Origin of the sequence: Planococcus sp. 11815 (assembly GCF_051096385.1) — a bacterium.
In the GTDB taxonomy this organism is placed as follows: Bacteria; Bacillota; Bacilli; order Bacillales_A; family Planococcaceae; genus Planococcus; species Planococcus citreus.
Map to the genome: position 1 here is coordinate 1,343,586 of NZ_CP096991.1, position 24,669 is coordinate 1,368,254.

Sequence of the window (24,669 nt, forward strand, 5' to 3'; positions counted from 1 at the left end):
TTTATGGAAAGGGGTAATTTTGTGTCAAAGAAAATCTTATTGCTTGATGGCAACAGCCTGGCATACCGCGCATTTTTCGCGCTGCCATTATTGACGAACGACAACGGAGTGCACACGAATGCAGTCTACGGCTTCACGACGATGCTGCAAAAGCTATTGGAGGAAGAAAAGCCGACCCATATGATGGTGGCATTCGACGCCGGGAAAACCACTTTTCGCAACGAAGCCTATAAAGAATACAAAGGCGGCCGGCAAAAGACTCCACCGGAACTGTCCGAACAGTTCCCGTATTTGCGTAAGCTGCTTTCAGCATACAAAATCAAACAATACGAACTCGATAATTACGAAGCGGATGATATCATCGGCACGTTGAGCCTTCAAGCCGAACAGGCGGGCGACCAGGTCGTCGTCGTTTCGGGAGACAAGGATTTGACGCAGCTCGCCTCAAACTCGACGGTCGTCTATATCACCCGCAAAGGCATCACCGATATCGAGAAATACACGGTGGACCATATCCAAGAAAAATACGGCCTGACGCCGCTGCAGATTATCGATATGAAAGGCTTGATGGGTGATTCCTCCGATAACATTCCGGGAGTGCCGGGCGTCGGGGAAAAGACGGCCTTGAAGCTGCTCGCCAAACACGGGTCGGTTGAAGGTGTCTATGAAGCGATCGAGGAACAAAAAGGCAAAATGAAAGAAAAGCTCGTGGAAAATGAAGAGCTTGCCTATTTGTCCAAAAAACTAGCGACAATCGAACGCCAAGCTCCCGTGGAAGTGTCGATCGATGAACTTGATTATGCAGGGCCTGACCAGGACGAATTGGTGCGCATCTGGAACGAGCTCGCATTTAAATCATTGCTGGAGAAGCTGGATTATACGGCTGAGGAAACTGAAAAGGAAGACTTGAATTTTGAAGTGCTCGAAACGGTCGATCAGAGCCTGTTAGAGGACGGCATGGCGGTGCATCTGGAATTATACGACGAGCATTACCATAGCTGTGATTTGCTTGGCGTTTCATTGGCGTCCGAAAAAGCGACATATGTCATCCCGATGGAAGTAGTGGTAGAGTCGGATGCGCTGAAAGCTTGGCTCGAAGATGCATCCGTTAAGAAGTATATGTCCGATTCCAAAGCGGCGACAGCAGCATTCCTAAGAAAAGGCATCAAAATCGACGGTGTCGACTTTGATCTAATGCTCGGGGCCTATATTGTCAATCCATCGCTGAAGTATACGGATTTAGCCGATATCGTCCGTGAATACGGGTATTCGGATGTGTCGACCAACGAACAGATCTACGGCAAGGGAGCAAAGAAAAAAGTTCCGGAAGCTGACGATTTAAATGAGCATATGGCAAGAAAAGCGAGAGCCATTTTCAACGTACGCCCAGTAGTGGTCAAAAAACTTGAGGAGAATGAGCAATTCGATTTATACGATAAATTGGAGCTGCCGCTTGCAAAAGTGCTCGGCCAAATGGAATCGCTCGGCGTCAAAGTGGACCGCGAGCAATTGGCAGATATGGGCGTGGAGTTGAAGCGCAAGCTCGGCATGATCGAACAGGAAATCTATTCGCTTGCCGGACAGGAATTCAATATCAATTCGCCGAAGCAACTTGGAGTTATTTTATTCGAACAGCTCGGTTTGCCAGCTATCAAGAAAACCAAAACCGGCTACTCGACGGCTGCGGATGTATTGGAGAAATTGGAAGGCAAACACGAAATCATCCACCATATCCTGATGTACCGCCAGCTCGGTAAATTGCTGTCGACGTATATTGAAGGATTATTGAAAGAAATTCACGAGGACGGCAAGGTCCATACGCGTTTCCAACAAGCCTTGACGACAACGGGCAGGCTCAGTTCCACAAACCCGAACTTGCAAAACATTCCGGTACGCTTGGAAGAAGGACGCAAAATCCGCAAAGCGTTCGTCCCGTCACAACCTGGCTGGGTCATGGTCGCAGCGGATTATTCACAGATCGAATTGCGCGTACTTGCCCATATGTCGAAAGACGAAAGCTTGATCGAAGCGTTCCAATCAGATCTGGATATCCACACGAAAACAGCCAGTGACGTGTTCAATGTATCGCTCGAAGAAGTCACTTCAGACATGCGCCGCGCGGCCAAAGCGGTCAATTTCGGCATCGTTTACGGCATCAGTGACTACGGCTTGTCGCAAAACTTGAACATTACCCGCAAAGAAGCAGCTGACTTTATCGAGCGGTATTTGGCAAGTTTCCCTGGAGTGCAGGGCTATATGACCTCAATTGTCGAACAGGCGAAAAAAGATGGCTTTGTCACAACCTTGATGAACCGCCGCCGCTATTTGCCGGACATTAACAGCTCGAATTTCAATTTGCGCAGTTTTGCGGAACGTACCGCGATGAATACGCCGATTCAGGGAAGCGCGGCCGATGTCATCAAGCAGGCGATGATCGAAATGGATATTGCGCTTGAACGCGAAGGGCTGCAGTCGAAGATGATTTTGCAAGTGCATGATGAATTGATCTTTGAAGCGCCTGCCGAAGAACTTGAAAAACTCATGGAACTGGTTCCGGAAGTGATGGAGTCGGCCGTGAAACTCAATGTGCCTTTGAAAGTAGATATCGCGTCAGGTGATACTTGGTACGATACAAAATAAGGAGGAATGTGTGATGCCGGAACTTCCGGAAGTAGAAGGGGTGGTCCGGCAAATCCGCCCCGTGTCGATCGGCAAACGCATCGTCTCGGTCGATGTATCCGATACGATCCGAAAATCGAAACAATCGGGCAAAGAAGCGATCTTGAAGCGCATCGAAGCGGATGATTTTCAAGAGCGCCTGACCGGTGCCCAAATTCTCGCTGTCGAACGGCGCAGCAAATATATTTACATGACCATGAAAAACGAGCAGGAATTCCTGCTCGTCAACCATCTGGGCATGTCGGGGGCCTGGTTTTTCGTCGATAGCCTGCTGGCGATCCCGGAAGATAAGTTCAGGCGCCACGTTCATGTGGTGCTGACGCTCGATGATGGCAATTTATTGGCGTTCTCGGATATCCGGCGTTTCGGGGAAATGCGTGTATTGGAGACAGAAGGGGATTTTCCGCCGCTTCTGTTAATGGCGCCGGAACCTTTCGCTGACGAAGCCCAGGAATGGTTCTTGCAGCAAGCAGAAAGCCCGAAATTCCGCAACAAACCGATTAAGGAAGTCATCATGGACGGCACGGTCATCTCCGGATGCGGCAATATATACGCCACAGAAGCGCTGTTCCGCATGAAGATCCACCCAAAACGCGCCGCAAGCCGCATCAGCCGCAAACGCAAAATTGAATTATTCCAGGCCATTGCCGCTATTTTGCTCGAGAGCATCGAAGCAGGCGGCAGCACGATTTCCGATTACCGCAATATCAACGGGGAATCAGGCAGCATGCAGAATCGTTTTGGCATGTACGGCAAGAAGACGTGCACGGTTTGTGGAACGGAAACCAAAACAGTGAAAATCGCGAGCCGGGCGTCTGTTTACTGCCCGTCTTGCCAGAAATGAGGAAACTACATGATCATCGGATTGACTGGCAGCATCGCAAGCGGCAAAAGCACCGTCTCGCAAATGCTCAAGGAATTGGGATATCCGGTCGTTGACGCAGATCTGGTCGCCAGACAAGTTGTCGAGCCCGGAACGGACACATTGAACAGCATCGAGCAAGCTTTCGGCGCGGAAGTGATACGCGCTGATGGGTCGATGGACCGCGAGAAAGTCGGGGCAATCATCTTCAACGACCCGGCGAGCAGAAAAAAATTGAATGATATCATCCACCCGGCAATACGCCGGGAAATGCTTAGGCAGCGCCAAGCATTTTTGGATGAAGGATATGAAACCGTTATCATGGATATTCCGCTGTTATTCGAAAGCAAACTCCAACACATGGTCGACAAGATCCTAGTCGTCAGCGTGTCGGAGCAGAAACAATTAAAACGGCTCATGGAGCGCAACGGATTGGCCGAACAGGAAGCCAAAGCGCGTATTGCATCACAGCTGCCGATCAGCGTCAAAGAACAAGGAGCTGACGAAGTGCTCGATAACAACGGTTCTCTTTATCACACAAAGCGCCAATTAATGCGCATATTAGCCAACTGGCAGATACACCCATAAAAAAGTATGCGCTTTCTTTCGTTTTCAGGTTCTCTAAACTGAATAATGTGTTATACTATATATCGAATTGAAAATATGAGTATGACTTATTTAATTGGGGGACAAATACATGACAGTTTCGATTGCAATTAACGGGTTTGGCCGCATCGGCCGTATGGTTTTCAGACAAGCAGTTTTGATGGATGACGTGACGATTTCGGCGGTCAACGCCGGTTATCCGGCAGAAACACTTGCTCACTTGATTAAGTATGACACAAATCACGGTACCTTCTCCGGTGAAGTGAAAGCGGAAGAAAATGCGTTGGTTGTAAACGGAAAGCGTATTCAATTGGTTAACGAGCGCGACCCATTGGAACTCCCGTGGGAGGAAATGGGCGTCGATATCGTCATCGAAGCGACGGGCAAGTTCAACTCGCGCGATAAAGCGGCTCTTCATTTGGAGGCAGGAGCAAAGAAAGTCATCTTGACTGCTCCCGGCAAAAACGAAGACATCACGATTGTGATGGGCGTCAATGATGATAAATTGGATGTCGAAAAACACCACATCATCTCAAATGCCAGCTGCACGACGAATTGCTTGGCGCCTGTTGCTAAAGTGTTGAATGATGCATTCGGCATCGAAAACGGATTGATGACGACTGTCCATGCGTACACCAATGACCAAAAGAATTTGGACAACCCGCATAAGGATCTTCGCCGCGCACGCGCTTGTGGACAGTCGATTATCCCGACTTCAACAGGGGCTGCAAAAGCATTGTCCTTGGTTCTACCTGAACTGGAAGGAAAAGTGCACGGTTTGGCGCTTCGTGTCCCGACGCCGAATGTGTCACTTGTCGATCTTGTCGTCGATGTCCAACAGGATGTGACGGTAGAAGACGTCAACCGTGCCTTCACGGAAGCATCAGAAGGGGCGCTAGCGGGCATCCTCGATTTGACAATGGAGCCGCTTGTGTCGATCGATTTCAATACGAACCCGAGCTCTGCAATCGTTGACGGTTTGACTACCATTGTCATGGGCGACCGCAAAGTGAAAGTGCTCGCTTGGTACGATAACGAATGGGGCTACTCGGCCCGTGTTGTCGACTTGATGAAAAAGGTAGCCAATTCTATGGCTGTCGCTTCAAAATAATGCAAAAAGATTCCGCTTTTCTTCTTATTGAAAAGCGGAATCTTTTTTTGTCGTTATATTAAAAAAAATGCCCACTGGAGCATTTATTTATTGCATTTCGAAAACATTCATCATATACTATGAATCGTAGCCAAAAACGGCTGCCACTTCTCAATTCTATTTATTATGTAGAGCAAGGAATTAGGAGCGTATATTATTATTCTTATGACTGCTTAAAGGGTTAGGACCTCTCTGGACTAACTTTCCCCCGTGGTAGTCAACTTTGAATATTTTGCGCAAAACCAAAATGTTATCAAAGGGGGAAACGAACCATGGAAACTATGGGACGTCACGTAATCGCAGAACTTTGGCAGTGTGATTTTGACAAATTAAACGATATGGACTATATCGAAAAGACTTTTGTTGATGCAGCACTCAAATCAGGTGCGGAAATCCGCGAAGTCGCTTTTCATAAATTTGCACCACAGGGTGTCAGCGGCGTAGTCATTATTTCGGAATCACACCTGACTATCCACAGCTTCCCGGAACATGGATACGCGAGTGTCGATGTGTACACTTGTGGAGATCTTGATCCAACAATTGCAGCTGATTACATCGCGCAAGCTTTGGATTCAAAGCAGAGCGAAGTAACTGAAGTGCCACGCGGCATGGGACCAGTCGGCGCCGGAGCGACAAAAGTGTCACTGACGGTGTAATTGACCGCTAATAACGCAAAACACAAGCAGAGGAGAAAATCCTCTGCTTTTTCTAATGTTTGGGGAATTTTTTTGTTATACTGTTACTACCAGATAGAGAATTTTCGGGGAGATGTCTACCATGAAATGTCCAGCTTGCCAGCATAACGGCACCCGCGTAGTAGATTCGCGGCCAATAGATGAAATGAAATCAATCCGCAGGCGTCGTGAATGTGAAGCATGCGGCTATCGCTTCACCACCTTCGAGAAAGTGGAAGAGATGCCGCTGATCGTCGTGAAAAAAGATGGCTCCCGTGAAGAATTCAGCCGCGAGAAAGTGTTGCGCGGTTTGATCCGCGCTTGTGAAAAACGCCCAGTCTCGCTCGATATGCTTGAAGGGGTCGTTTTCGATATCGAAAAAGAACTTCGCCGGAGCGGCAATCCTGAAGTGAAATCGGAAGAAGTCGGAGAACTGGTCATGAACCGTTTGGCGGATATCGATGAAGTGGCCTATGTCCGCTTCGCTTCCGTCTATCGCCAGTTCAAAGACATTACGGTCTTCATCGATGAACTCAAGGATCTGCTTGATCGCAATCCCGGTGACAAGGACAGCAAATAAGGCGGTGACCACATGACGATGTACAAAGAACTTCAGCCCGCCGACTTGTACCGGATCCGCATGCCGTATCCATTTTCCAATTACGACCGCCAATTGCTGACGCTCCTCTATCAGCCGATGATCGGGTCTGACGCCATCTCCCTTTACTTGACGCTTTGGGCCGACGGTGAAATGCGGTCTGAGGATTCGACGCATTATACACTGATGAACACGCTCGGAAAACCCGTCAAGGCGATTTTTGAATCCCGCATCCAACTCGAAGCGATTGGCTTATTGAAAACTTTCCGGAAAGACGGGGAAAACCGTTCCTTCATCTATGAACTGAGCCCGCCGCTCGACCCGAAAACCTTTTTTGCCGACCCGCTATTGTCGATGTTCCTGTTCAGTAAAATCGGGGAATCGTCTTATCGGCGCGTCCGCGATCGTTTCGTCATCCAGACGCCGCTCGCAACGGGATACACAGAAGTTTCCAGGACTTTTACGGATATCTTCCAGCCGGTGCATGCGAAGTCGGGGTACCCTGCAGACGAAAAAGAGCTTGAATCCCGGACAGACGGGGAATATGAGATGGAACAGGACTTTGATTTTGCGCTATTACGCCAAGGACTGTCCGAACAGCTTGTGCCGAAGCGCGTGCTGACGCCGGCTATCCGCCATTTTATCGTAAAGCTTTCATTTCTCTACGGTTTCGGCCCGCTTGAGATGCAAAAGGTCGTATTGCTGGCGATTGAAGATGATTACCGGATTGATGAGGAAGGGCTGCGAAAAGCTGCTTCCGATTATTATAAAATGACCGTCACGACAACTGCGCCGAAACTCGAGCCTGTCAAAAAGGCAGAACCGAAAACGCAACAACCTGATGCACAACAAGGACCTGTAAACAAAGAAGACGAGTTGATCGCATATTTGGAATCAGCGTCGCCGCTTCAAGTGCTGCGTGACATTGCAGACGGCAAAGAACCACTGCCGGCCGATGTGCAATTGGCGAACCAGTTGGTGACGCAGCATGGCATGGAGCCGGCTGTCGTCAATGTGTTGCTTCAATATGTCCTATTGCGCACGGATATGAAACTGACAAAAGCGTATGTAGAGAAAATTGCCTCACATTGGCTGAGAAAAAATGTCACGACAGCCAAGCAGGCGATGGAATTTGCACGCATCGAACATACACAGTATATGAAATGGAAAAACGAATCAGGTGCCGCGCCTAAAAAAGCGGCATCTTCCGGCCGCAAGCCGATCCGCGAAGAAAAGTTGCCTGAATGGTTCAATAAGAAAGACGAAGTGGAAACACCTGGACAAGGAGCTTCAAGTGAACAGCTCGAACAGGAAAAACAGAAATTGCTTGCGAAGCTTGCGTTGAAGAAAAGGAAGGGTGATTAGATGGAACCGATTCGTGAAACGATGAAGCGAGTGGTCAATGCGCCCTCATTTTCCGAGCGCTATGATGCGATGAAGAAAGAAGTGCTGGAACATCCCGGCGTCCTCAAATTCCTCAAAGAACACGAAGAGGAAATTGACGGCCCGACAGTGGAAAAAGGCATGGGCAAGCTATACGAATATATCGACCAATCGCATGACTGCAATAAATGCCCGAACCTCGGCGGCTGCATCAATCATCTGAAAGGATTCGAACCGAATCTCGTATTGGAGCGCGGCAATATCGGCATCTCGTATACGAAATGCCGTTTGAAGACCGCTGAAGACAATAAACGCCATGCTTCTTCCTTGATCCACAGCATGTATATGCCAAAAGAAGTGATGGCGGCGAGAATCGAAAACTTCGAGCTCGATGACCGTAGGCTGCCAGCTTTCCGCGCAGTCGATGATTTTCTGGAGAAAGCGACAGGCCCGGATTCGCTTCCGGAAAAAGGCTTGTATTTATACGGCAAGTTCGGGACTGGCAAATCCTATTTGCTAAGCGCGGTCGCGAATGAACTCGCGGAGATCAATGTGAAAACGGTTCTTGTGTTCGTGCCGGAATTCATGCGCGAAATGAAGCAAGCGATCGGCGACCATACACTTCAGGAGAAAATCGAATACGTCAAAAAAGCCGATGTGCTCATGCTCGATGATATCGGAGCTGAAGCGATGTCGAGCTGGACGCGCGATGAAGTGCTCGGTACGATTCTTCATTACCGGATGGCGGAGAAATTGCCGACCTTCATGAGTTCGAACTTTAGCTACTCTGAACTTGCGCACCATTTGACTTATTCACAGCGCGGCGAAAAAGAAGACTTAAAAGCAGCGCGCATCATGGAACGGATTCAGGCATTGACCGTTCCCGTGAAACTTGAAGGCGAAAACCGCCGCAACAAGTAAGAGAAACTATTGCCTTTTGATTTTTTTCATCGTATAGTAATAATCATCAATAATGATTTACATGCAACGACAAGGACATGAGCGATCACGCATGGCACACAGAGAGGGAAGACACGGCTGAAAGCTTCCCGGCACAGCGTTTTTGTTTACCCCCTTCGAGCAGCGCCTGCGAACTCCAGTAGCAGGCGACGGTACCGGCCCGTTAGCCGATGCAGAGCTTCATTCCGTGCGCAAAAAATGTGCGGAAGAGAAGAAGGGTGGAACCACGAACAGAGCTTCGTCCCTTTTGGGATGGGGCTTTTTGTGTGGAAAAAAAGAAAAGCTGAAGCGCCTGTTCAGCTCCGACAGGCTTAAGGCGCACTGGCGAAGCGGCGCTTTCTGCCGCACAGCCAGGGTGACTTAAGACCCCGAGGAGCTAGGCGCTGAAGCTAGACATCAAGAAAAGCGGAAGCTGCCTGAAAGAGGAAGCTAAGCTAAGGACGCGACGTCCTGTCGCAACGGTTAGCTGACCCACATCCTGTGGCCCCCCGACAGGCGTAAGCCGGGTTCCCGAAGCGGTGCTTTTCGCCGCACAGAGAAACTGACTTACGACCCGAGGAGCAGGCAGCTGAAGCTAGACACCAAAAACCCTGAAGCGCTGAACCAGACCCTGTGGTTCGCGATTCACCCGATATCATTTAAAGGAGAGATTCATATGGCAGACATGATTCAATTAACATTTCCAGACGGCGCAGTAAAAGAGTTCGCAAAAGGAACATCTACAGAAGAAATCGCTCAGTCCATCAGCCCGGGCCTTCGCAAAAAAGCGGTGGCAGGCAAGCTTGCCGGCAACTTGGTCGATTTAAAAGCACCTCTTGAGGCGGATGGCGAGATCGCGATCATCACGCCGGAATCCGAAGAAGCATTGGAAGTACTTCGCCATAGCTCAGCGCATTTGATGGCTCAAGCAGTCAAGCGCCTGTATCCGGATGCTAAGCTTGGCGTTGGGCCGGTCATCGAAAACGGCTTCTATTATGATATCGATACAGAGTCGGCGATTACAGCTGAAGATCTGCCGGTCATCGAAAAAGAAATGAAGAAAATCATCAATGAAAACTTGGACATCGTCCGCGTGGAAGTATCGAGAAACGAAGCGCAGCAACGCTTTGAAGCGATCAACGACCCATACAAGTTGGAGCTTCTAGAAGCGATCCCAGAAGATGAGCAAGTGTCGATCTACGAACAAGGCGAATTTTTCGACTTATGCCGCGGCATCCACGTGCCATCAACGGGAAAATTGAAAGAATTTAAATTATTGAGCGTCGCTGGTGCGTACTGGCGCGGCGATAGCGACAATAAAATGCTTCAGCGTATCTATGGAACAGCGTTCTTCAAAAAAGAAGAATTGAAAGCCCATCTTGAAATGCTCGAAGAAGCGAAAGAGCGCGACCACCGCAAAATCGGCAAGGAGCTCAATTTATTCATGAACTCCCAAAAAGTCGGCCAAGGCTTGCCGATGTGGCTGCCAAAAGGCGCAACAATCCGCCGCATCATCGAACGCTATATCGTCGACAAAGAAGAACGCATGGGCTATGACCACGTCTACACTCCGGTTATGGGCAGTGTCGAATTGTATAAAACAAGCGGCCACTGGGATCACTACCAGGAAAACATGTTCCCGGTCATGCAAATGGACAATGAAGATTTAGTGCTGCGCCCGATGAACTGCCCGCATCACATGATGATTTACAAGCAAGGTATTCATTCCTATCGCCAATTGCCGATCCGCATCGCAGAACTTGGATTGATGCACCGCTATGAAATGTCAGGTGCTTTGTCCGGCCTGCAACGTGTACGCGGCATGACATTGAACGATGCCCATCTATTCGTGCGCCCGGATCAAATCAAAGAAGAATTCAAACGCGTCGTCAATCTCGTCATTGAAGTGTACAAAGACTTCGATTTAAAAGATTATTCGTTCCGCGTATCTTACCGCGACCCGGCTGATAAAGAAAAATACTATGACGATGACGCCATGTGGGACCGTGCGCAATCGATGCTGAAAGAAGCGATGGATGAACTGGGCCTCGATTATTTTGAAGCAGAAGGTGAAGCAGCGTTCTACGGGCCAAAACTCGACGTTCAAGTGAAAACAGCGCTCGGCAAAGAAGAAACTTTGTCGACTGTCCAGCTTGATTTCTTGTTGCCGGAGAAATTCGATTTGACGTATATCGGTGAAGACGGCAAACAGCACCGTCCGGTCGTCATTCACCGCGGCGTCGTTTCGACTATGGAACGTTTCGTCGCATTCTTAATCGAGGAATACAAAGGTGCATTTCCGACATGGCTCGCGCCGGTGCAAGTGGAAATCATCCCGGTATCGCTCGATGTGCACAGCGAATACGCAAAAGAGCTTCAGGAGAAAATGCAGCAGCATAAATTGCGCGTCGATATCGATGAGCGCGATGAAAAACTGGGCTACAAAATCCGCGAAGCACAAATGCAGAAAGTTCCATATATGCTCGTTATCGGCGATAAGGAGCTCGAAAGCGGCTCGGTCAACGTCCGCAAATATGGCGAGCAGAACTCGGAGAGCATGCCATTCGAAGACTTCCTTAAACTCGTCCAATCCGAACTTCGCTAAAGTGCTTGACAGTAAAAGCGCTGCGTGATATTCTTATTTAGGTTATTGAATACTTATATGTGCAAGCAGGAGCGCCCGCTTCTCACCTGATCGACCGATTGTTGGCAGGTAGACACGATTGACTTTTACATGCATCTAGCATGTGTCATATTATGGCGGGCGAACTCCTCGGGGTTCGCCCGCTTTTTGTTTGCACCTGTGAACCGGATCGTCCGGTTTACACATTTAAGCTATTCGCGACACTACCCGGAGGTGGATCATTATTAGCAGAGACAACAATGTAAACGAAGGCATTCGTGCACGTGAATTACGGGTTATTGACCAAAATGGTGAACAGCTCGGAATCAAATCACGCAACGAGGCGCTCGAGATTGCAGCTCGTGTCAACTTGGATCTAGTACTAGTGGCTCCTCAAGCTAAGCCGCCGGTCGCACGGATCATGGACCACGGCAAGTTCAAATTTGAACAGCAAAAGAAAGAGCGCGAAATTCGTAAAAACCAAAAGATCATCAACGTCAAAGAGGTTCGTTTGAGCCCTGGCATCGATGACCACGATTTTAACACGAAGCTCCGCAATGCCATCAAGTTCCTTGAAAAAGGCGACAAAGTGAAAGCTTCAATCCGTTTCAAAGGCCGTGCGATCACGCACAAAGAAATCGGACAACGCGTCCTTGAGCGCTTCGCAGAAGAGTGCAAGGAAGTCGCGACGGTTGAACAGCGCCCGAAAATGGAAGGCCGCAGCATGTTCTTGATGCTGAACCCGGTCAACGAGAAGGAATAATAGCATAATTGTTTAGGAGGAACCCGAAATGCCGAAAATGAAAAGCCACAGTGGAGCGTCTAAACGCTTCAAGAAAACTGGAACTGGTAAAGTAAAACGCAACCGTTCCCACACAAGCCACTTGTTCGCTAACAAGTCAACTAAGCAAAAACGTAAGCTCCGTAAGGGCTCATTGGTTTCTGCAGGCGACTTGAAACGCATCAAATCATTGATCTACAACATGAAGTAAGAACGAAAAGCGGAAACGGCCGCTCAGCTCCGGCCGACTTAAGATGTACTTCCGAAGCGGCGCTTTATGCCGCACAGGAAGGGCAGCTTAAGGCCGAGGAGTTGGCCGTTGAAGTCTAGACAACACCCACAACTACAAAAATCGAATTTTTCATATTCAAGCAGGAGGTAATTCAATATGCCACGCGTAAAAGGCGGAACAGTGACGCGCAAGCGTCGTAAAAGAGTATTAAAATTAGCTAAAGGTTATTACGGTTCTAAACACTTACTATTTAAAGTAGCGAACCAACAAGTCATGAAGTCAGGTAACTATGCTTACCGTGACCGTCGCAACAAAAAACGTGATTTCCGCAAATTGTGGATCACTCGCATCAACGCAGCAGCTCGTTTGAATGACATTTCATACAGCCGCTTGATGCACGGATTGAAACTTGCTGGCATCGACATCAACCGCAAAATGCTAGCTGAAATCGCTGTATCTGATGCAGCTGCTTTCACAGCTTTGGTTGACCAAGCGAAAAAAGCATCTAACAACTAATTCACACTAGGCCTAGTGCCTGGTTCGATAGAAAGGAGGCCGGCTAATTGCCGGCCTTTTTTTGTTGAAGCCGTTCGGGAGGGAAGAGAATGATCATTTTGGCAGCTTATTTAGCCGCCATGTCGAGTTTTGCCTTTATCATGATGTGGGCAGACAAAAGGCAGGCGCAAGCACGTGGGCCGCGCATCCCCGAAAAACGCCTGTGGCTAGTCGCAGTAATCGGCGGGGGCATCGGCGCATATCTGGGAATGATGCTGTTCAGGCATAAAACGAAGCATACGAATTTCCGCATCGGATTCTTTGCCCTAGCCTTGATTCAAGCCAGCTTGCTAGTTTGGATAGCGTCTCAATAACAAAAGAGGAAGAAGCTTAGGCTTCTTCCTCTTTTTTCATCAATTGTTCGATTGGGCTTTTCCAGGAAATGTCCGCATCCGGATAGTTCATGCGGATCTCCTTCTCCAGGAAATGAAAATCCTCTTTCGAGAAGCCGATCAATTTGTCAGGCGTTTCGGTCCAGATAAAAATGGAGACGACATCAAATGCCTCTTTCGTGGTCCCTAAATATTTCTCGCCTTCAAACAGAACGCCGCGCATGGCGATGAAAAAGTTCTTGCGGACGTTCCCCACATCGTCGTGAAAATAATAAGTGCCGGATTCCAGCGCGGCATCGAGCTTGCGCTTGGGGTCAAAAATGAATTTGAGGAGACGGTAAAACAAGTAAATAATCAAGGCGATGATGATCAAGCGGATCAAAAATGCCATCGGATTGCCCCCCTTATCAGGATAGTCTTGTGTATAATACGTAACAGAAGCTTGGAAGTTTCACAATTTTGATCAAAAAGGAGAAAGTCTATGAACCTTCAGGAATTATTTCACATGCAGCGGGAACTCGACCGCTATATCCAATCGAATAGAAACGTCGAGGAATCGGTGTTCCGCAAGAAAGTGCTAGCCCTTCAAGTGGAATTGTCGGAACTTGCGAATGAAACGAGATGTTTCAAGTTCTGGAGCACGAAAGGCCCTTCGGATAAAAGCGTTTTGCTGGAGGAGTATGTTGACTGCATTCATTTCATCCTGTCGCTTGGCATTGAAAAGGGCTTTGATTCACTGGAACAATGGCCAGCAGCGACCAATGAACAAGAGCTGACGGAACTGTTCCTCTCTGCCCATCAAGGCGTCGGCCGGTTTGCAGAACAAGCAACGCACGAAGAGTATTTAAGCTTATGGCAGACCTTCGGGGCACTAGCAAAAGCACTCGGTTTCAGCTATGAAGAAGTACTGACAGCTTATGTAGAAAAGAATGAAACCAATTACAAGCGCCAGCAGCAAGGGTATTGAATGAATCTTTTGATAACGTAACCGCTTTCCTATATACTGAAAAAGCAATGACTATTTAGGAGGTCGAAATAATGTCAAAATTAGATGAAACACAACAAATGTTGAAAGATTTGACAGACGCGAATGGCATTCCCGGCAATGAACGCCAATCCCGCGAGGTTATGAAGAAATACATAGAGCCATTTGCCGACACGATCGAGACGGATAATCTCGGCAGCTTGATCGCTAAAAAAGAAGGGCTTGCAGATGGGCCGAAAATCATGGTCGCCGGACATTTAGATGAAGTCGGCTTCATGATTTCACAGATTGACGATAAAGGATTCCTGAAATTCCAAACGGTCGGTGGCTGGTGGAACCAGGTCATGCTTGCTCAGCGCGTGACAATTACAACGCGCAGCGGAAAAGAAATCACAGGGGTTATCGGATCCAAACCGCCGCATATCCTGTCTCCGGAAGCACGCAAAAAACCGGTGGAAATCAAGGATATGTTTATCGACATCGGCGCATCTTCACGTGAAGAAGCAAAAGAATGGGGCGTAACGCCAGGCGATATGGTCACTCCTTATTTCGAGTTCACTGTCATGAACAACGATAAGCTATTGATGGCGAAAGCTTGGGACAACCGCATTGGCTGCGCGATTGCTATCGATGTCTTGAAAGGCTTGAAAGGCGTCGACCACCCGAACGTCGTATATGGCGTCGGAACAGTCCAGGAAGAAGTGGGCTTGCGCGGCGCGAAAACGGCGACTTCATTCATCCAGCCGGATATCGGTTTTGCAGTGGATGTCGGCATCGCAGGAGACACGCCAGGCGTCACCTCAAAAGAATCCAACAGCAAAATGGGCGACGGCCCGCAAATCCTGTTGTTCGACGCTTCGATGGTGTCTCACCGCGGCTTGCGTGAGTTGGTTGTCGATACAGCGGAAGAATCAGGAATCCCGTTCCAGTTCGAAACGATTGCAGGCGGCGGAACAGATGCCGGCTCGATCCATTTAACGGCAAACGGCGTACCGGCCTTGTCAATCGGTGTAGCGACGCGCTACATCCATTCACACGCAGGCATCTTGCACCGCGACGACTACGAAAATGCTGTAAAATTGATCATTGAAGTAATCAAGAAGCTCGACCGCGACACAGTAACGAAAATTACATTCGATTGAATAATGAAATCCCTCCAATTTTTGTGGAGGGGTTTTTTATTGGTTAAAAGCCGAAGTGAAATTGCAAAAAAGCATTTATATTTCGCATATAAAATAAGCCGATTGGCAAACAACCAGAGAAATACCACAAATAAATCATAGGGTTTTGCAAAGAACGGTAACCATCCCGCAAACAAAATGATTGGAAAAGCCCATAAGCGCCAATTTGTGGTGAAAGAGGCATCGCCGAATGCTATACTTCAACTATCATATTAGGAGGTGTTCAATGGGCAAAAAAGAAATAGCATTATTATCTGAAACAGAGTCGCTGGAGAGTCTATTACATCGATTGCCTGACAATCATTCGCGCCGGGAATTTATCCAAGTTGAAATTTTTAAGGCAATGGCCGGAAAAAGGGGCGAAGAGAGGCTGCACCGGAAAATGGTTGAATTCGAGACAGAGGAACAACACCGATTTTTGAAAAATGTATGCTTGTCAAGAGATCGGTGGAAAGTCCAAGTGGATGGATTGTTATTGACGGAGCGCGGGGCAATTGTCATCGAATCGAAAAATATTAGCGGCCAACTTTATTTTGATGATAAAACCGGTGAATTTTCAAGAACCAATATAGAAGGCGTAAAAACGATAATGGAAGATCCGACGATCCAGTTGAACAAGCATATCCGTTTCTTGAGGTTATTTTTCAAAAGGCAGAATATCGATTTGCCCGTTTCGGGGATTGTCGTATTTACATCTAAACATTGTGAATTTCTGGCTAAGCCAAAGCAACACCACGTCTGCAAAACATATCAATTGGTCGATTATTTATTCAACATCCTTCAGGAATTCCCCCTAAAAAGCTACCCTCATGATTTATCGGAAATTCAGAAACTCCTCGAGCAATCTCGTGCCCCTTATAAGAGAAAACCATTGTGTCATTTATACTCAATAGATGAAACCGAGCTGTATACGGGTATACTGTGCACAAGCTGTAAAAATCTTAGTATGATGCGAAAGCATAAGAAAGGATGGATTTGTGCCGACTGCCAAGCGGTGGACCCGCTCGCTTTTCAACATACAATCCGGGAATATTTTTCGCTGATTAATACACACCTTAGCAATAGGAAACTCCGGAAATTCTGCAATCTCGAATCGCCTTATATTACTTCCCGTCTGTTAGGGGCATATGATTTAGAGACTGCTGGTGCTTTGCGCAATCGGACGTACTCTTTAAAGAAAAAAGACTAGCTTTTCACGTAATGTGAAAAGCTTTTATGGGGTTATGCAAATAAATCGATGTATTCCGCAAACAATGAATAGTATTCCGCAAATAACTCAACGAATTTCACTAATAACCTAATGCATTCGGCAAAGAATCCTCCATATTCCGCAAATATATCGAAACTCCCCAATAAAATAATTGCTTCTACATTAGCTTTACTTGATAAAATGTTAAGTTTAGTATACATTATGTAATATAAACCTAACATTTTTAAAGGAAGGATGAAGCGGATGCTGAAAAACCGGGTGAAAGAGCTACGGGCTCGCTATGGGTTTACACAAAGCGAGCTGGGCAAGCAAGTGGATGTAACGCGGCAAACGATTGCATTTATCGAGAAAGGCGAATTTTCACCGTCAATTACATTGTCTTTGAAGCTCGCTAAGGTCTTGCAAGTGGAAGTAGGCGACTTATTTTGGTTGGAGGAGGAGTAAAAATGAAACAGGATTTTCGCATGACATACCCGCTTTGGAATATGGCATTTATTTTGATTTTGGCAGTGATGGCGGTTGGGTTCACTTCAAGCTTCGTCAATGTCACGAAGACTGATTCGAGCTTGAGCATCGAAACGCAAGCGGTGGAAGGGTTCTTGCTGTTTGCGGCATTGATCGCGTATTTAGTATTAATCACCATCTATTTGATTGCTTTGCAAGCGTACAACCGAAAAAATCCAGGCAAGAAAATTTCTCCATTTTCAATGCGCCCTCCTGAATACATGGAACAAGACGAGGGAATGACGTTCATCACAAGAAAAGCGGTGCAGAAAGTGTATACATTCATCACCTGGACATTGCCGTTCTTTGCATTGATCGTGATGCTTTTCCCGATCCCGAGACTTTTCATTGTCTGGGGAATCCTCGCTGTCGCATTCGGCCAGAACCTGATTTATTATATGGAGATGCGCAGGCATCTGAAGGAGGCAGCTGAATGATTTATGAATACGCATTAATATTCCTCGGGGCGGCGATTCCGTGGTTAGAAATCGCGCTCGTCATCCCGCTCGGCATTGTCTGGGGCTTGTCGCCGGTATGGGTCATGATCACGGCATTTGTAGGGAATATGTTGACGGTGATGCTGCTTATTATCGGCTTCGACAAATTCCGAATCTGGTACGATAAGCGCCAGGAAGCAAAAGGCAAGGAGCCGTCGAAGAAAAACGAACGCGCAGTGCGCATCTGGAACAAATACGGGCTGCCGGGGCTATCGCTTTTAGGGCCAATTTTGATCGGCACGCATATCGCGGCATTCATCGGCATGACTTTGGGTGCGACGAAGCGCAATACGACCGTCTGGATGATCATCAGCATCGGGGTCTGGACGCTCGCGTTCGGGATTTTGACAGCACTTGGCTTTGATTTCTTTACTGCGTAAAACGGCCCTATGCTATACTGGAGCTATTCTGAAAAAAGTGGTGAACGTATTATGAAACGAATTGAATCATTGCAGAACTCGCTTGTCAAACATTGGAAGAAACTGAGCACAACCCGTAAAGAGCGCGATAAATTCGGGGAATTTCTCATCGAAGGATTTCATTTGACGGAAGAGGCGTTGAATAAGAAAGACGGGATCAAAGGCTTGATCGTCCGCGAAGGCACGGAAATTCCAGATGCTTGGGATATCGAGGGCCTCACGCTTTATGTAGTGACGGCACAGATCGCAAAAGAAATTGCGGAAACTGAGCATACGCAAGGCATTTTCGCCCATTGCGCACAGCCGGAGTATGGCGACTCTGTGCAAGAGCAATGGCAGACCTTGCTTTTGATCGACGCCGTACAAGACCCAGGCAATGTCGGGACGATGATCCGCACCGCGGCAGCGGCCGGAATTGACGCTGTTGTGCTCGGAAAAGGTTCGGCGGATGCGTACAATCCGAAAACGGTGCGCTCTGCGCAAGGCGCGCATTTCCAGGTGCCGATTGTCAAAGGCGATTTGTTCGATTGGGTTGCACGCTTGAAAGGGCGGGACATTCCGGTTTACGGGACGGCTCTTTACCAATCGGTGCCGATGTACGAGGCGGAATCGAAAGGGCGTTTTGCGCTGATTGTTGGAAATGAAGGAAGCGGCGTGGAGCCGCAGCTACTCGAGCAGACCGACCAGAATCTCATGGTGCCGCTTTACGGCCCGGCAGAATCATTGAACGTAGCCGTAGCAACTGGAATTCTATTGTATAGCCTCGTTCCCAAAACTGGTGTTTGATTAACCGGCGAAAGTTCATTATAATAGAAGAGAAATAAACAAGCGTTGACCGGGAAAAGTACGTAGTCCCCTGCATCCAAGGAAGTCCGCCCTCGACTGAAAGCGCGGATATGCAGGAACTCCGGAAGTTCACCCCGCGAGCTGCTAGACGGGGACCGGCCGAGTGCCGTAAAGTCTAGCCGGTGATGAGCCGTTATTCAATGGAGTGATCGCATGCGTGCGATAACTAGGGTGGTACCGCGAATCAATGCCTCGTCCCTTTTTGGGGGCGGGGCTTTTTTATGTTCAAGGAGGAGAGAAAATGGAAGCAAGATTGCAGGAATTGAAAAATGAAGCATTGGAGAAAATCCAGGCAGCGCAAACAGTCAAGGAATTGACGGACGTGCGCGTAGCGTATTTAGGGAAAAAGGGGCCGATCACCGATGTCTTGAAAGGCATGGGCAAATTGCCGGCGGAAGAGCGTCCGAAGATGGGCGCGCTCGCAAACGAAGTGCGTGCCGAAGTGACTGAGTCGCTCGAAGCGCGCATGGTCCTGCTGGAAGAACAGGCGATCAATGAAAAGCTGCAAAGCGAAACGATTGATATTTCTTTGCCAGGACGTCCGGCGAAGACAGGCAATCCACATCCACTGACGCGGGTTGTCGAGGAAATTGAAGATCTTTTCTTGTCGATGGGATACGAAATCGCAGAAGGCCCGGAAGTCGAGAAGGATTATTATAATTTCGAAGCACTCAACTTGCCAAAAGGGCATCCAGCGCGCGATATGCAGGATTCCTTCTATATAACAGAAGATATTTTGCTGCGCACGCATACCTCACCGGTGCAGGCGCGCACGATGGAAGCAAAAGGCGGAGAGCCGATCAAGATCATTTGCCCGGGCAAAGTGTACCGCCGCGACAATGACGATGCGACGCATTCGCATCAATTCACGCAAATCGAAGGGCTTGTTGTAGGCGAGGACATCCGCATGAGCGATTTGAAAGGGACTTTGTCCGTCTTTGCCAAGAAGATGTTCGGCGAAGACCGTGAAATCCGTCTGCGTCCGAGTTTCTTCCCGTTCACGGAGCCTTCCGTTGAAATGGATATTTCCTGCTTCAAATGCGGCGGGTCTGGCTGCAATGTCTGCAAAAAGACCGGCTGGATCGAAATTCTGGGCGCTGGCATGGTGCATCCGAACGTTCTGGAAATGGCCGGCTATGATTCGAAGCGCCTGACAGGATTTGCATTCGGCATGGGGCCAGAGCGCATTGCGATGCTGAAATACGGCATCGAGGACATCCGCCATTTCTACACGAACGACGTGCGTTTCTTGACGCAATTTCAACGGACGGAACTTTAAGGAGGAACTTTCATGTTAGTATCGACAAAATGGTTGGAAGAATATGTAAATACACAAGATTTGCCCCCAGCGGAACTCGGGGAAAAAATTACGCGCGCAGGAATCGAAGTTGACGCCGTAATTGACCGTTCGGAAGGACTGGCGAATTTGGTCGTCGGTTATGTGACGGATTGCGTGAAGCATCCGGAAGCCGATAAACTGTCAATCTGCCAAGTGGATGTCGGCGGCGGGGAAATCGACCAGATCATCTGCGGCGCACCGAATATCGCTAAAGGGCAGTCGGTCATCGTGGCACGTCCGGGCGCGAAACTTCCAGGCGGCATGAAAATCAAAAAAGCGAAGCTGCGTGGAGAAATATCGAACGGCATGATCTGCTCGCTTCAGGAACTGGGCATTGAAACGAAACTTGTGCCAAAAAGCTATGCAGAAGGCATTTACGTCTTGCCTGAAAAAGCAGAGCCCGGCACAGATGTACTGTCTTATCTGGACTTGGACGATACGGTCCTTGAACTTGGCCTTACTCCGAACCGTGCGGATGCGATGAGCATGCTCGGTGTCGCTTATGAAGTCGGCGCCATTTTGGGAGAAGAGGTTAGCTTGCCGGAAATCAAGTACACAGAAGCTGCGGACAGTGCGGAAAGCATGCTGTCGCTCGAAGTGGATGCACCAGAAGCGAATCCTCTTTATGTCGCGAAAGTCGTGCGCAACGTTAAAGTGAAGGAATCGCCGCTTTGGCTGCAACAGCGCTTGATGGCTGCTGGCGTACGCCCGCATAATAATGTCGTTGACGTGACAAACTATATTTTGATGGAATACGGCCAGCCGCTTCATGCGTTTGACTATGATTCCCTTGGTTCCGGCAACATCACCGTGCGCCAGGCAAAAGAAGGCGAAAAAATCACAACGCTTGATGACACAGAACGCACCTTATCTGCGCATCAATTGGTCATCACCAACGGCACGGACCCTGTCGCACTTGCCGGTGTCATGGGCGGTGCAAATTCGGAAGTGAGCGATGAGACGACAACGGTCGTCATCGAGTCCGCTTATTTTGCTTCCGATTCGATTCGCCGTACGTCGAAAGACCATAACTTGAGAAGCGATGCGAGCTCACGCTATGAAAAAGGCGTCGACCCGAACCGCGTCATCCCGGCTGCGGAACGTGCTGCACAATTATTGGCTGAACTGGCGGAAGGCGAAGTGCTTGCCGGATCGCTCATCTTCGACCAGCTCGATAAACAAGAGCGCGTTGTCAAAGTTTCTCCGGACTTCATCAATAGCCGCCTCGGCATGAAGATCCGCCTTGAGGACATGCTCGATATCCTTAGCCGCTTGAAGTTCAACACGGAAGCGGCGAATAATCAATTGATCATTGAAGTGCCGACACGCCGACAAGATATCCAGATCGAAGAAGATGTCGTGGAGGAAATCGCACGTCTTTACGGCTACGACGAGATTCCGGCAACCTTGCCGCGTACCGATGCGACACCTGGCGGATTGAGCCCATACCAGGCGAAACGCCGCATTGCACGCCATTTCCTGGAAGGGGCGGGCTTGCTTCAGGCTACGACCTATTCCTTGACCTCGGAAGCGGCAGCGACGCAATTTGCACTGGAGCCGACGGAAACGACCCGTCTGTTGATGCCAATGAGCGAAGAGCGCAGCATTTTGCGCCAGAGTTTATTGCCTCATCTGCTCGAATCGCTTTCATACAATACGGCGCGCCGCATTGATTCGGCAGCTTTGTATGAAACGGGTTCGGTGTTCTTGAAAGGCCAGGATGAATTGCTCGATGAACAAGAGCATTTGGCAATTGTCATGACGGGACTGTGGCTCGACCATAGCTGGCAAGGCGAAAAGAAAGCTGTCGACTTTTTCGTGGCAAAAGGCATCGTGGAAGGGCTGGCTGAAAAGCTGGGCCTAGAACTGTCATTTGAACGCGGCGAAATGGACGGTTTGCATCCAGGCAGAACCGCATTTATCCTGCTCGATGGCAAGCGCATCGGTGTCATTGGCGCCTTGCACCCGTCCGAGCAGAAAAAACGCGATTTGAAAGAAACGATCGTGGTGGAATTGAACTTGGCGATGTTGCTGACGCGCGAAACGGAAGCGCTTGTCTATACACAAGTATCCCGCTACCCGACAATTTCACGCGACGTGGCGTTGGTCTTGTCGAATATCGTGGAAGCGCAGACGATTGAAGGGGTTATCCGCAAAGCGGGCGGCAAGCTTTTGAAAGATGTCCGCGTCTTCGATCTGTACGAAGGCGACCGCATGGATGAAGGCAAGAAATCCTTGGCGTTCTCGCTAAGATATTTCGACCCGGAGAAAACACTGACCGATGAAGAAGTGAACGCAGCGCATGAGAAAATCATCAAAGCGCTCACGGAATCAGGAGCGGAACTCCGTTAAAACCAAAAACAGTCTTGGGCTCATGGTGAGTCCAAGACTGTTTTTTTATGTGCGTTTTTTCTTCGCTGCCAAGGCTTGCGCTTTTTTCGTATTGGCAAAATGGGCTTTCGTAATGCTTTTCAGGAAGGTTTCTCCGCGCGACAACAAGATCTTGGCCGCGGCTTCATCGACAATCGCGCCAGCGCCTTTTGGCAAAGAGACGCCTGCAACTGTGCTGAGACGGTCCATTTCCTCTAAGAAAGCGACACGCGCAATGATCGATGCGCAGGCGACCGAAACATGGAGATTTTCCGCTTTCGTGGAAAACAGCACATTCTCGCGGATGATGTCGGATTCTTGTGCGATGTGCCGATAGTAGATGCCGCGCTCTGCGAATTGGTCGATCAGTATCGCTTCGGGTTTTTCCGGTGCCATTTTCCGCAAGACATGCTTCAACGCCTGGTTGTGGAGCAAAGCTTTGATCTTGCCTTGCGACCAGCCTTGCGCCTGCACTTGATTGTATTTCTCGTTATCTAAGGTCAGCACGCTATGAGTGAACGCGGCTTTTAAGTCAGGCGCGATTTTGCGCATATAATCATCCGTCAATTGCTTGGAATCCTTAACCCCGAGTTCTTTTGCGAGTTCAACTTGCTGTGCGGGCACATAGCAGGCGGCGACGGTAATCGGGCCGAAAAAATCGCCTGTGCCGGTTTCATCGGAGCCGAGCACAGAGCGGTTGGCGAAATCGGGCGGCAATTGATCGCCTTTCGCTGACGCCGTTTTCTCTTTGATGCTGTCGACAGCGCCCCATTTGGCGGTTTCGCGTTCAGCGCCAGCGCCTTGGAACATGACTTTGCCGGATGTGTAGACGGTAATCATCGCATCCGGCAGCTTGGCAGCAAAGCGTGCATGGGGATTCTTGGTGGTTATTTCCTTATTACGGTAATGTTCGATCAACCTTTTTAAGGCTTCTTCTGGCAGTTTCAAGACGCTATTGGTCATTGGGAGTCCCCTTTCTTATGATTCACAATCCGCTCGAGTTCGTGTTATGATGGTCTATAGAATTCCAAAGGGGGAACGCGCATTGCAAGAGCAGCATAAAATTCGCACTGTCGTTGATATATATGGCCATACATATAAGATGCTCGGTACTGAGACATCCGGCCATATGAGGCTTGTCGCTTCCATGGTCGACAGCAAGATGCGGGAGATCAACGCCGCCAATCCATCGCTTGACCAGGCGAAACTTGCCGTATTGACCGCGGTAAATGCGACACATGAATATCTTAAACTGAAAGAGCAGCTAGAACAAATGGAAATTGAATTGAATAACTTGAAGGGCTGACGGATATGCTTGATTTAATCTTATTGGTATTGCTTCTGGCGGGGATTTTGGTTGGCTTCAAGCGAGGGCTGGTACTGCAGTTTCTGCACATGGTCGGATTTGTCGTCGCGCTCATTGTTGCCTACACGTATTATAAACCGCTATCGGAAAACTTTGTGTTATGGGTTCCATACCCGACGGTCGACGAAAGCTCGCGCTTTGCGATGGCTTTTGAACAATTGAATCTGGACCAAACTTTTTACCAGCTGTTGGCATTCGCACTCATTTTCTTCGTCGTGAAATTTTTGCTGACGCTGATCGCATCGATGTTCGATTTCATCAAATACATACCGGTGCTCGGGTTTTTGAGCCGTATTTTCGGTGCAGTCCTTGGACTCATCGAAGCGCACATCCTATTGTTTATCGGACTCTACGTATTTGCGTTATTGCCGATCGATGTGATTCAAAACCAAATCGAAAATTCCGGGATCGCCCGTGCCATCCTCGAACACACGCCGTATTTCTCTGAGAAAGTGAAGGAATGGTGGTATATTTATATGTAGTAGGAACTTCTCTCTTACGAGGGAAGTTTTTTTATGAACCGATTAGGGAGGTTTGT

The 24,669-nt window shown here is 48.6% G+C and carries 26 protein-coding genes and 1 other annotated feature; of the genes, 24 read left to right on the forward strand and 2 right to left on the reverse strand.

Features of this window, described 5'->3' with window-relative positions:
- Nucleotides 1–3 precede the first annotated feature (3 nt).
- The 13 genes from polA (at nt 4) to M1Q06_RS06940 (ending at nt 13,396) form a co-directional block, all read left to right on the forward strand.
- A complete protein-coding gene (gene polA / locus M1Q06_RS06880; protein WP_434402418.1) occupies nt 4–2,640 on the forward strand; it encodes a DNA polymerase I in 2,637 nt (878 codons plus the stop codon).
- Nucleotides 2,641–2,653: 13 nt separating this feature from the next.
- The gene (gene mutM / locus M1Q06_RS06885; RefSeq protein WP_434402420.1) at nt 2,654–3,523 is read left to right on the forward strand and encodes a bifunctional DNA-formamidopyrimidine glycosylase/DNA-(apurinic or apyrimidinic site) lyase; all 870 of its coding nucleotides are present in this window, start codon (nt 2,654–2,656) and stop codon (nt 3,521–3,523) included.
- A 9-nt stretch (nt 3,524–3,532) separates the two neighbouring features.
- Entirely contained in the window at nt 3,533–4,129 is a 597-nt protein-coding gene (gene coaE, locus M1Q06_RS06890) for a dephospho-CoA kinase (RefSeq protein WP_434402422.1), read from the forward strand.
- A gap of 109 nt (nt 4,130–4,238) precedes the next feature.
- Nucleotides 4,239–5,258 (forward strand): glyceraldehyde-3-phosphate dehydrogenase, encoded by a 1,020-nt coding sequence (locus M1Q06_RS06895; RefSeq protein WP_434402424.1) that lies wholly within the window; start codon nt 4,239–4,241, stop codon nt 5,256–5,258.
- A gap of 311 nt (nt 5,259–5,569) precedes the next feature.
- Complete coding sequence (speD, locus tag M1Q06_RS06900; protein ID WP_068868886.1) at nt 5,570–5,953, forward strand: adenosylmethionine decarboxylase; 384 nt, start codon at nt 5,570–5,572, stop codon at nt 5,951–5,953.
- Between the two features lie 121 nt (nt 5,954–6,074).
- Nucleotides 6,075–6,551 carry a transcriptional regulator NrdR gene (nrdR, locus tag M1Q06_RS06905; protein ID WP_101190108.1) on the forward strand — a complete coding sequence of 159 codons (477 nt, stop codon included), beginning with the start codon at nt 6,075–6,077 and terminating at the stop codon, nt 6,549–6,551.
- Between the two features lie 12 nt (nt 6,552–6,563).
- A complete protein-coding gene (locus tag M1Q06_RS06910) occupies nt 6,564–7,934 on the forward strand; it encodes a replication initiation and membrane attachment family protein (protein ID WP_434402426.1) in 1,371 nt (456 codons plus the stop codon).
- Nucleotides 7,935–8,873 (forward strand): primosomal protein DnaI, encoded by a 939-nt coding sequence (gene dnaI / locus M1Q06_RS06915; RefSeq protein ID WP_101805172.1) that lies wholly within the window; start codon nt 7,935–7,937, stop codon nt 8,871–8,873. It begins immediately after the preceding gene.
- A 694-nt stretch (nt 8,874–9,567) separates the two neighbouring features.
- The gene (gene thrS, locus M1Q06_RS06920) at nt 9,568–11,496 is read left to right on the forward strand and encodes a threonine--tRNA ligase (RefSeq protein WP_434402428.1); all 1,929 of its coding nucleotides are present in this window, start codon (nt 9,568–9,570) and stop codon (nt 11,494–11,496) included.
- A gap of 262 nt (nt 11,497–11,758) precedes the next feature.
- A complete protein-coding gene (gene infC / locus M1Q06_RS06925; protein ID WP_083509123.1) occupies nt 11,759–12,277 on the forward strand; it encodes a translation initiation factor IF-3 in 519 nt (172 codons plus the stop codon).
- A gap of 28 nt (nt 12,278–12,305) precedes the next feature.
- The gene (gene rpmI, locus M1Q06_RS06930; protein ID WP_058381064.1) at nt 12,306–12,506 is read left to right on the forward strand and encodes a 50S ribosomal protein L35; all 201 of its coding nucleotides are present in this window, start codon (nt 12,306–12,308) and stop codon (nt 12,504–12,506) included.
- 177 nt (nt 12,507–12,683) lie between these two features.
- Nucleotides 12,684–13,043, forward strand: coding sequence for a 50S ribosomal protein L20 (gene rplT, locus M1Q06_RS06935; RefSeq protein WP_058381063.1), 360 nt, complete (start codon nt 12,684–12,686; stop codon nt 13,041–13,043).
- Nucleotides 13,044–13,132: 89 nt separating this feature from the next.
- Nucleotides 13,133–13,396, forward strand: coding sequence for a DUF1294 domain-containing protein (locus tag M1Q06_RS06940; RefSeq protein ID WP_434402431.1), 264 nt, complete (start codon nt 13,133–13,135; stop codon nt 13,394–13,396).
- 16 nt (nt 13,397–13,412) lie between these two features.
- Here M1Q06_RS06940 and M1Q06_RS06945 read toward each other — a convergent pair whose 3' ends face one another.
- A complete protein-coding gene (locus M1Q06_RS06945) occupies nt 13,413–13,805 on the reverse strand; it encodes a hypothetical protein (protein ID WP_058381061.1) in 393 nt (130 codons plus the stop codon).
- Nucleotides 13,806–13,895: 90 nt separating this feature from the next.
- On the opposite strand from M1Q06_RS06945, the gene M1Q06_RS06950 reads away from it, so the two are divergent.
- From M1Q06_RS06950 to pheT, 9 genes are all read left to right on the forward strand, one after another.
- Complete coding sequence (locus tag M1Q06_RS06950) at nt 13,896–14,381, forward strand: dUTP diphosphatase (RefSeq protein ID WP_434402433.1); 486 nt, start codon at nt 13,896–13,898, stop codon at nt 14,379–14,381.
- A gap of 71 nt (nt 14,382–14,452) precedes the next feature.
- Nucleotides 14,453–15,541, forward strand: coding sequence for a M42 family metallopeptidase (locus M1Q06_RS06955; protein WP_058381059.1), 1,089 nt, complete (start codon nt 14,453–14,455; stop codon nt 15,539–15,541).
- A 265-nt stretch (nt 15,542–15,806) separates the two neighbouring features.
- A complete protein-coding gene (locus M1Q06_RS06960; protein WP_434402435.1) occupies nt 15,807–16,769 on the forward strand; it encodes a nuclease-related domain-containing protein in 963 nt (320 codons plus the stop codon).
- Nucleotides 16,770–17,033: 264 nt separating this feature from the next.
- Complete coding sequence (locus M1Q06_RS06965; RefSeq protein WP_058383657.1) at nt 17,034–17,234, forward strand: helix-turn-helix transcriptional regulator; 201 nt, start codon at nt 17,034–17,036, stop codon at nt 17,232–17,234.
- Between the two features lie 2 nt (nt 17,235–17,236).
- Nucleotides 17,237–17,731 carry a hypothetical protein gene (locus tag M1Q06_RS06970; protein WP_434402438.1) on the forward strand — a complete coding sequence of 165 codons (495 nt, stop codon included), beginning with the start codon at nt 17,237–17,239 and terminating at the stop codon, nt 17,729–17,731.
- Complete coding sequence (locus M1Q06_RS06975; protein WP_121300228.1) at nt 17,728–18,171, forward strand: small multi-drug export protein; 444 nt, start codon at nt 17,728–17,730, stop codon at nt 18,169–18,171. Before M1Q06_RS06970 ends, M1Q06_RS06975 begins: the two co-directional genes overlap by 4 nt.
- Before the next feature lie 51 nt (nt 18,172–18,222).
- Nucleotides 18,223–18,996, forward strand: a complete 774-nt coding sequence (locus M1Q06_RS06980) for a TrmH family RNA methyltransferase (RefSeq protein ID WP_434402440.1) — start codon at nt 18,223–18,225, stop codon at nt 18,994–18,996.
- Nucleotides 18,997–19,032: 36 nt separating this feature from the next.
- Nucleotides 19,033–19,259: a binding site (T-box leader), on the forward strand.
- Between the two features lie 38 nt (nt 19,260–19,297).
- Nucleotides 19,298–20,335: a phenylalanine--tRNA ligase subunit alpha gene (pheS, locus tag M1Q06_RS06985; protein ID WP_434402442.1), complete on the forward strand. Its 1,038-nt coding sequence runs from the start codon at nt 19,298–19,300 to the stop codon at nt 20,333–20,335.
- 12 nt (nt 20,336–20,347) lie between these two features.
- Entirely contained in the window at nt 20,348–22,747 is a 2,400-nt protein-coding gene (gene pheT / locus M1Q06_RS06990; protein WP_434402444.1) for a phenylalanine--tRNA ligase subunit beta, read from the forward strand.
- A 45-nt stretch (nt 22,748–22,792) separates the two neighbouring features.
- On the opposite strand, the gene rnhC is transcribed toward pheT, so the two are convergent.
- Nucleotides 22,793–23,728: a ribonuclease HIII gene (gene rnhC, locus M1Q06_RS06995; RefSeq protein WP_434402446.1), complete on the reverse strand. Its 936-nt coding sequence runs from the start codon at nt 23,726–23,728 to the stop codon at nt 22,793–22,795.
- An 82-nt stretch (nt 23,729–23,810) separates the two neighbouring features.
- Here rnhC and zapA point away from each other — a divergent pair, with 82 nt between their 5' ends.
- Both zapA and M1Q06_RS07005 read left to right on the forward strand, forming a co-directional pair.
- Nucleotides 23,811–24,071 (forward strand): cell division protein ZapA, encoded by a 261-nt coding sequence (gene zapA / locus M1Q06_RS07000; RefSeq protein ID WP_058381052.1) that lies wholly within the window; start codon nt 23,811–23,813, stop codon nt 24,069–24,071.
- A 5-nt stretch (nt 24,072–24,076) separates the two neighbouring features.
- Entirely contained in the window at nt 24,077–24,613 is a 537-nt protein-coding gene (locus M1Q06_RS07005; RefSeq protein ID WP_121300217.1) for a CvpA family protein, read from the forward strand.
- The last annotated feature ends 56 nt before the right edge of the window (nt 24,614–24,669 follow it).

Coding starts and splice junctions, on each gene's coding strand:
- thrS (WP_434402428.1), top strand. CDS start 9,568: ATGGCAGACATGATTCAATTAACATTTCCAGACGGCGCAGTAAAAGAG.
- rnhC (WP_434402446.1), bottom strand. CDS start 23,728: ATGACCAATAGCGTCTTGAAACTGCCAGAAGAAGCCTTAAAAAGGTTG.
- polA (WP_434402418.1), top strand. CDS start 4: ATGGAAAGGGGTAATTTTGTGTCAAAGAAAATCTTATTGCTTGATGGC.
- pheS (WP_434402442.1), top strand. CDS start 19,298: ATGGAAGCAAGATTGCAGGAATTGAAAAATGAAGCATTGGAGAAAATC.
- M1Q06_RS07005 (WP_121300217.1), top strand. CDS start 24,077: ATGCTTGATTTAATCTTATTGGTATTGCTTCTGGCGGGGATTTTGGTT.
- M1Q06_RS06965 (WP_058383657.1), top strand. CDS start 17,034: ATGCTGAAAAACCGGGTGAAAGAGCTACGGGCTCGCTATGGGTTTACA.
- M1Q06_RS06910 (WP_434402426.1), top strand. CDS start 6,564: ATGACGATGTACAAAGAACTTCAGCCCGCCGACTTGTACCGGATCCGC.
- rpmI (WP_058381064.1), top strand. CDS start 12,306: ATGCCGAAAATGAAAAGCCACAGTGGAGCGTCTAAACGCTTCAAGAAA.
- dnaI (WP_101805172.1), top strand. CDS start 7,935: ATGGAACCGATTCGTGAAACGATGAAGCGAGTGGTCAATGCGCCCTCA.
- M1Q06_RS06945 (WP_058381061.1), bottom strand. CDS start 13,805: ATGGCATTTTTGATCCGCTTGATCATCATCGCCTTGATTATTTACTTG.
- M1Q06_RS06960 (WP_434402435.1), top strand. CDS start 15,807: ATGGGCAAAAAAGAAATAGCATTATTATCTGAAACAGAGTCGCTGGAG.
- M1Q06_RS06970 (WP_434402438.1), top strand. CDS start 17,237: ATGAAACAGGATTTTCGCATGACATACCCGCTTTGGAATATGGCATTT.
- M1Q06_RS06955 (WP_058381059.1), top strand. CDS start 14,453: ATGTCAAAATTAGATGAAACACAACAAATGTTGAAAGATTTGACAGAC.
- pheT (WP_434402444.1), top strand. CDS start 20,348: ATGTTAGTATCGACAAAATGGTTGGAAGAATATGTAAATACACAAGAT.
- speD (WP_068868886.1), top strand. CDS start 5,570: ATGGAAACTATGGGACGTCACGTAATCGCAGAACTTTGGCAGTGTGAT.
- M1Q06_RS06940 (WP_434402431.1), top strand. CDS start 13,133: ATGATCATTTTGGCAGCTTATTTAGCCGCCATGTCGAGTTTTGCCTTT.
- coaE (WP_434402422.1), top strand. CDS start 3,533: ATGATCATCGGATTGACTGGCAGCATCGCAAGCGGCAAAAGCACCGTC.
- mutM (WP_434402420.1), top strand. CDS start 2,654: ATGCCGGAACTTCCGGAAGTAGAAGGGGTGGTCCGGCAAATCCGCCCC.
- M1Q06_RS06950 (WP_434402433.1), top strand. CDS start 13,896: ATGAACCTTCAGGAATTATTTCACATGCAGCGGGAACTCGACCGCTAT.
- rplT (WP_058381063.1), top strand. CDS start 12,684: ATGCCACGCGTAAAAGGCGGAACAGTGACGCGCAAGCGTCGTAAAAGA.
- M1Q06_RS06980 (WP_434402440.1), top strand. CDS start 18,223: ATGAAACGAATTGAATCATTGCAGAACTCGCTTGTCAAACATTGGAAG.
- nrdR (WP_101190108.1), top strand. CDS start 6,075: ATGAAATGTCCAGCTTGCCAGCATAACGGCACCCGCGTAGTAGATTCG.
- M1Q06_RS06895 (WP_434402424.1), top strand. CDS start 4,239: ATGACAGTTTCGATTGCAATTAACGGGTTTGGCCGCATCGGCCGTATG.
- M1Q06_RS06975 (WP_121300228.1), top strand. CDS start 17,728: ATGATTTATGAATACGCATTAATATTCCTCGGGGCGGCGATTCCGTGG.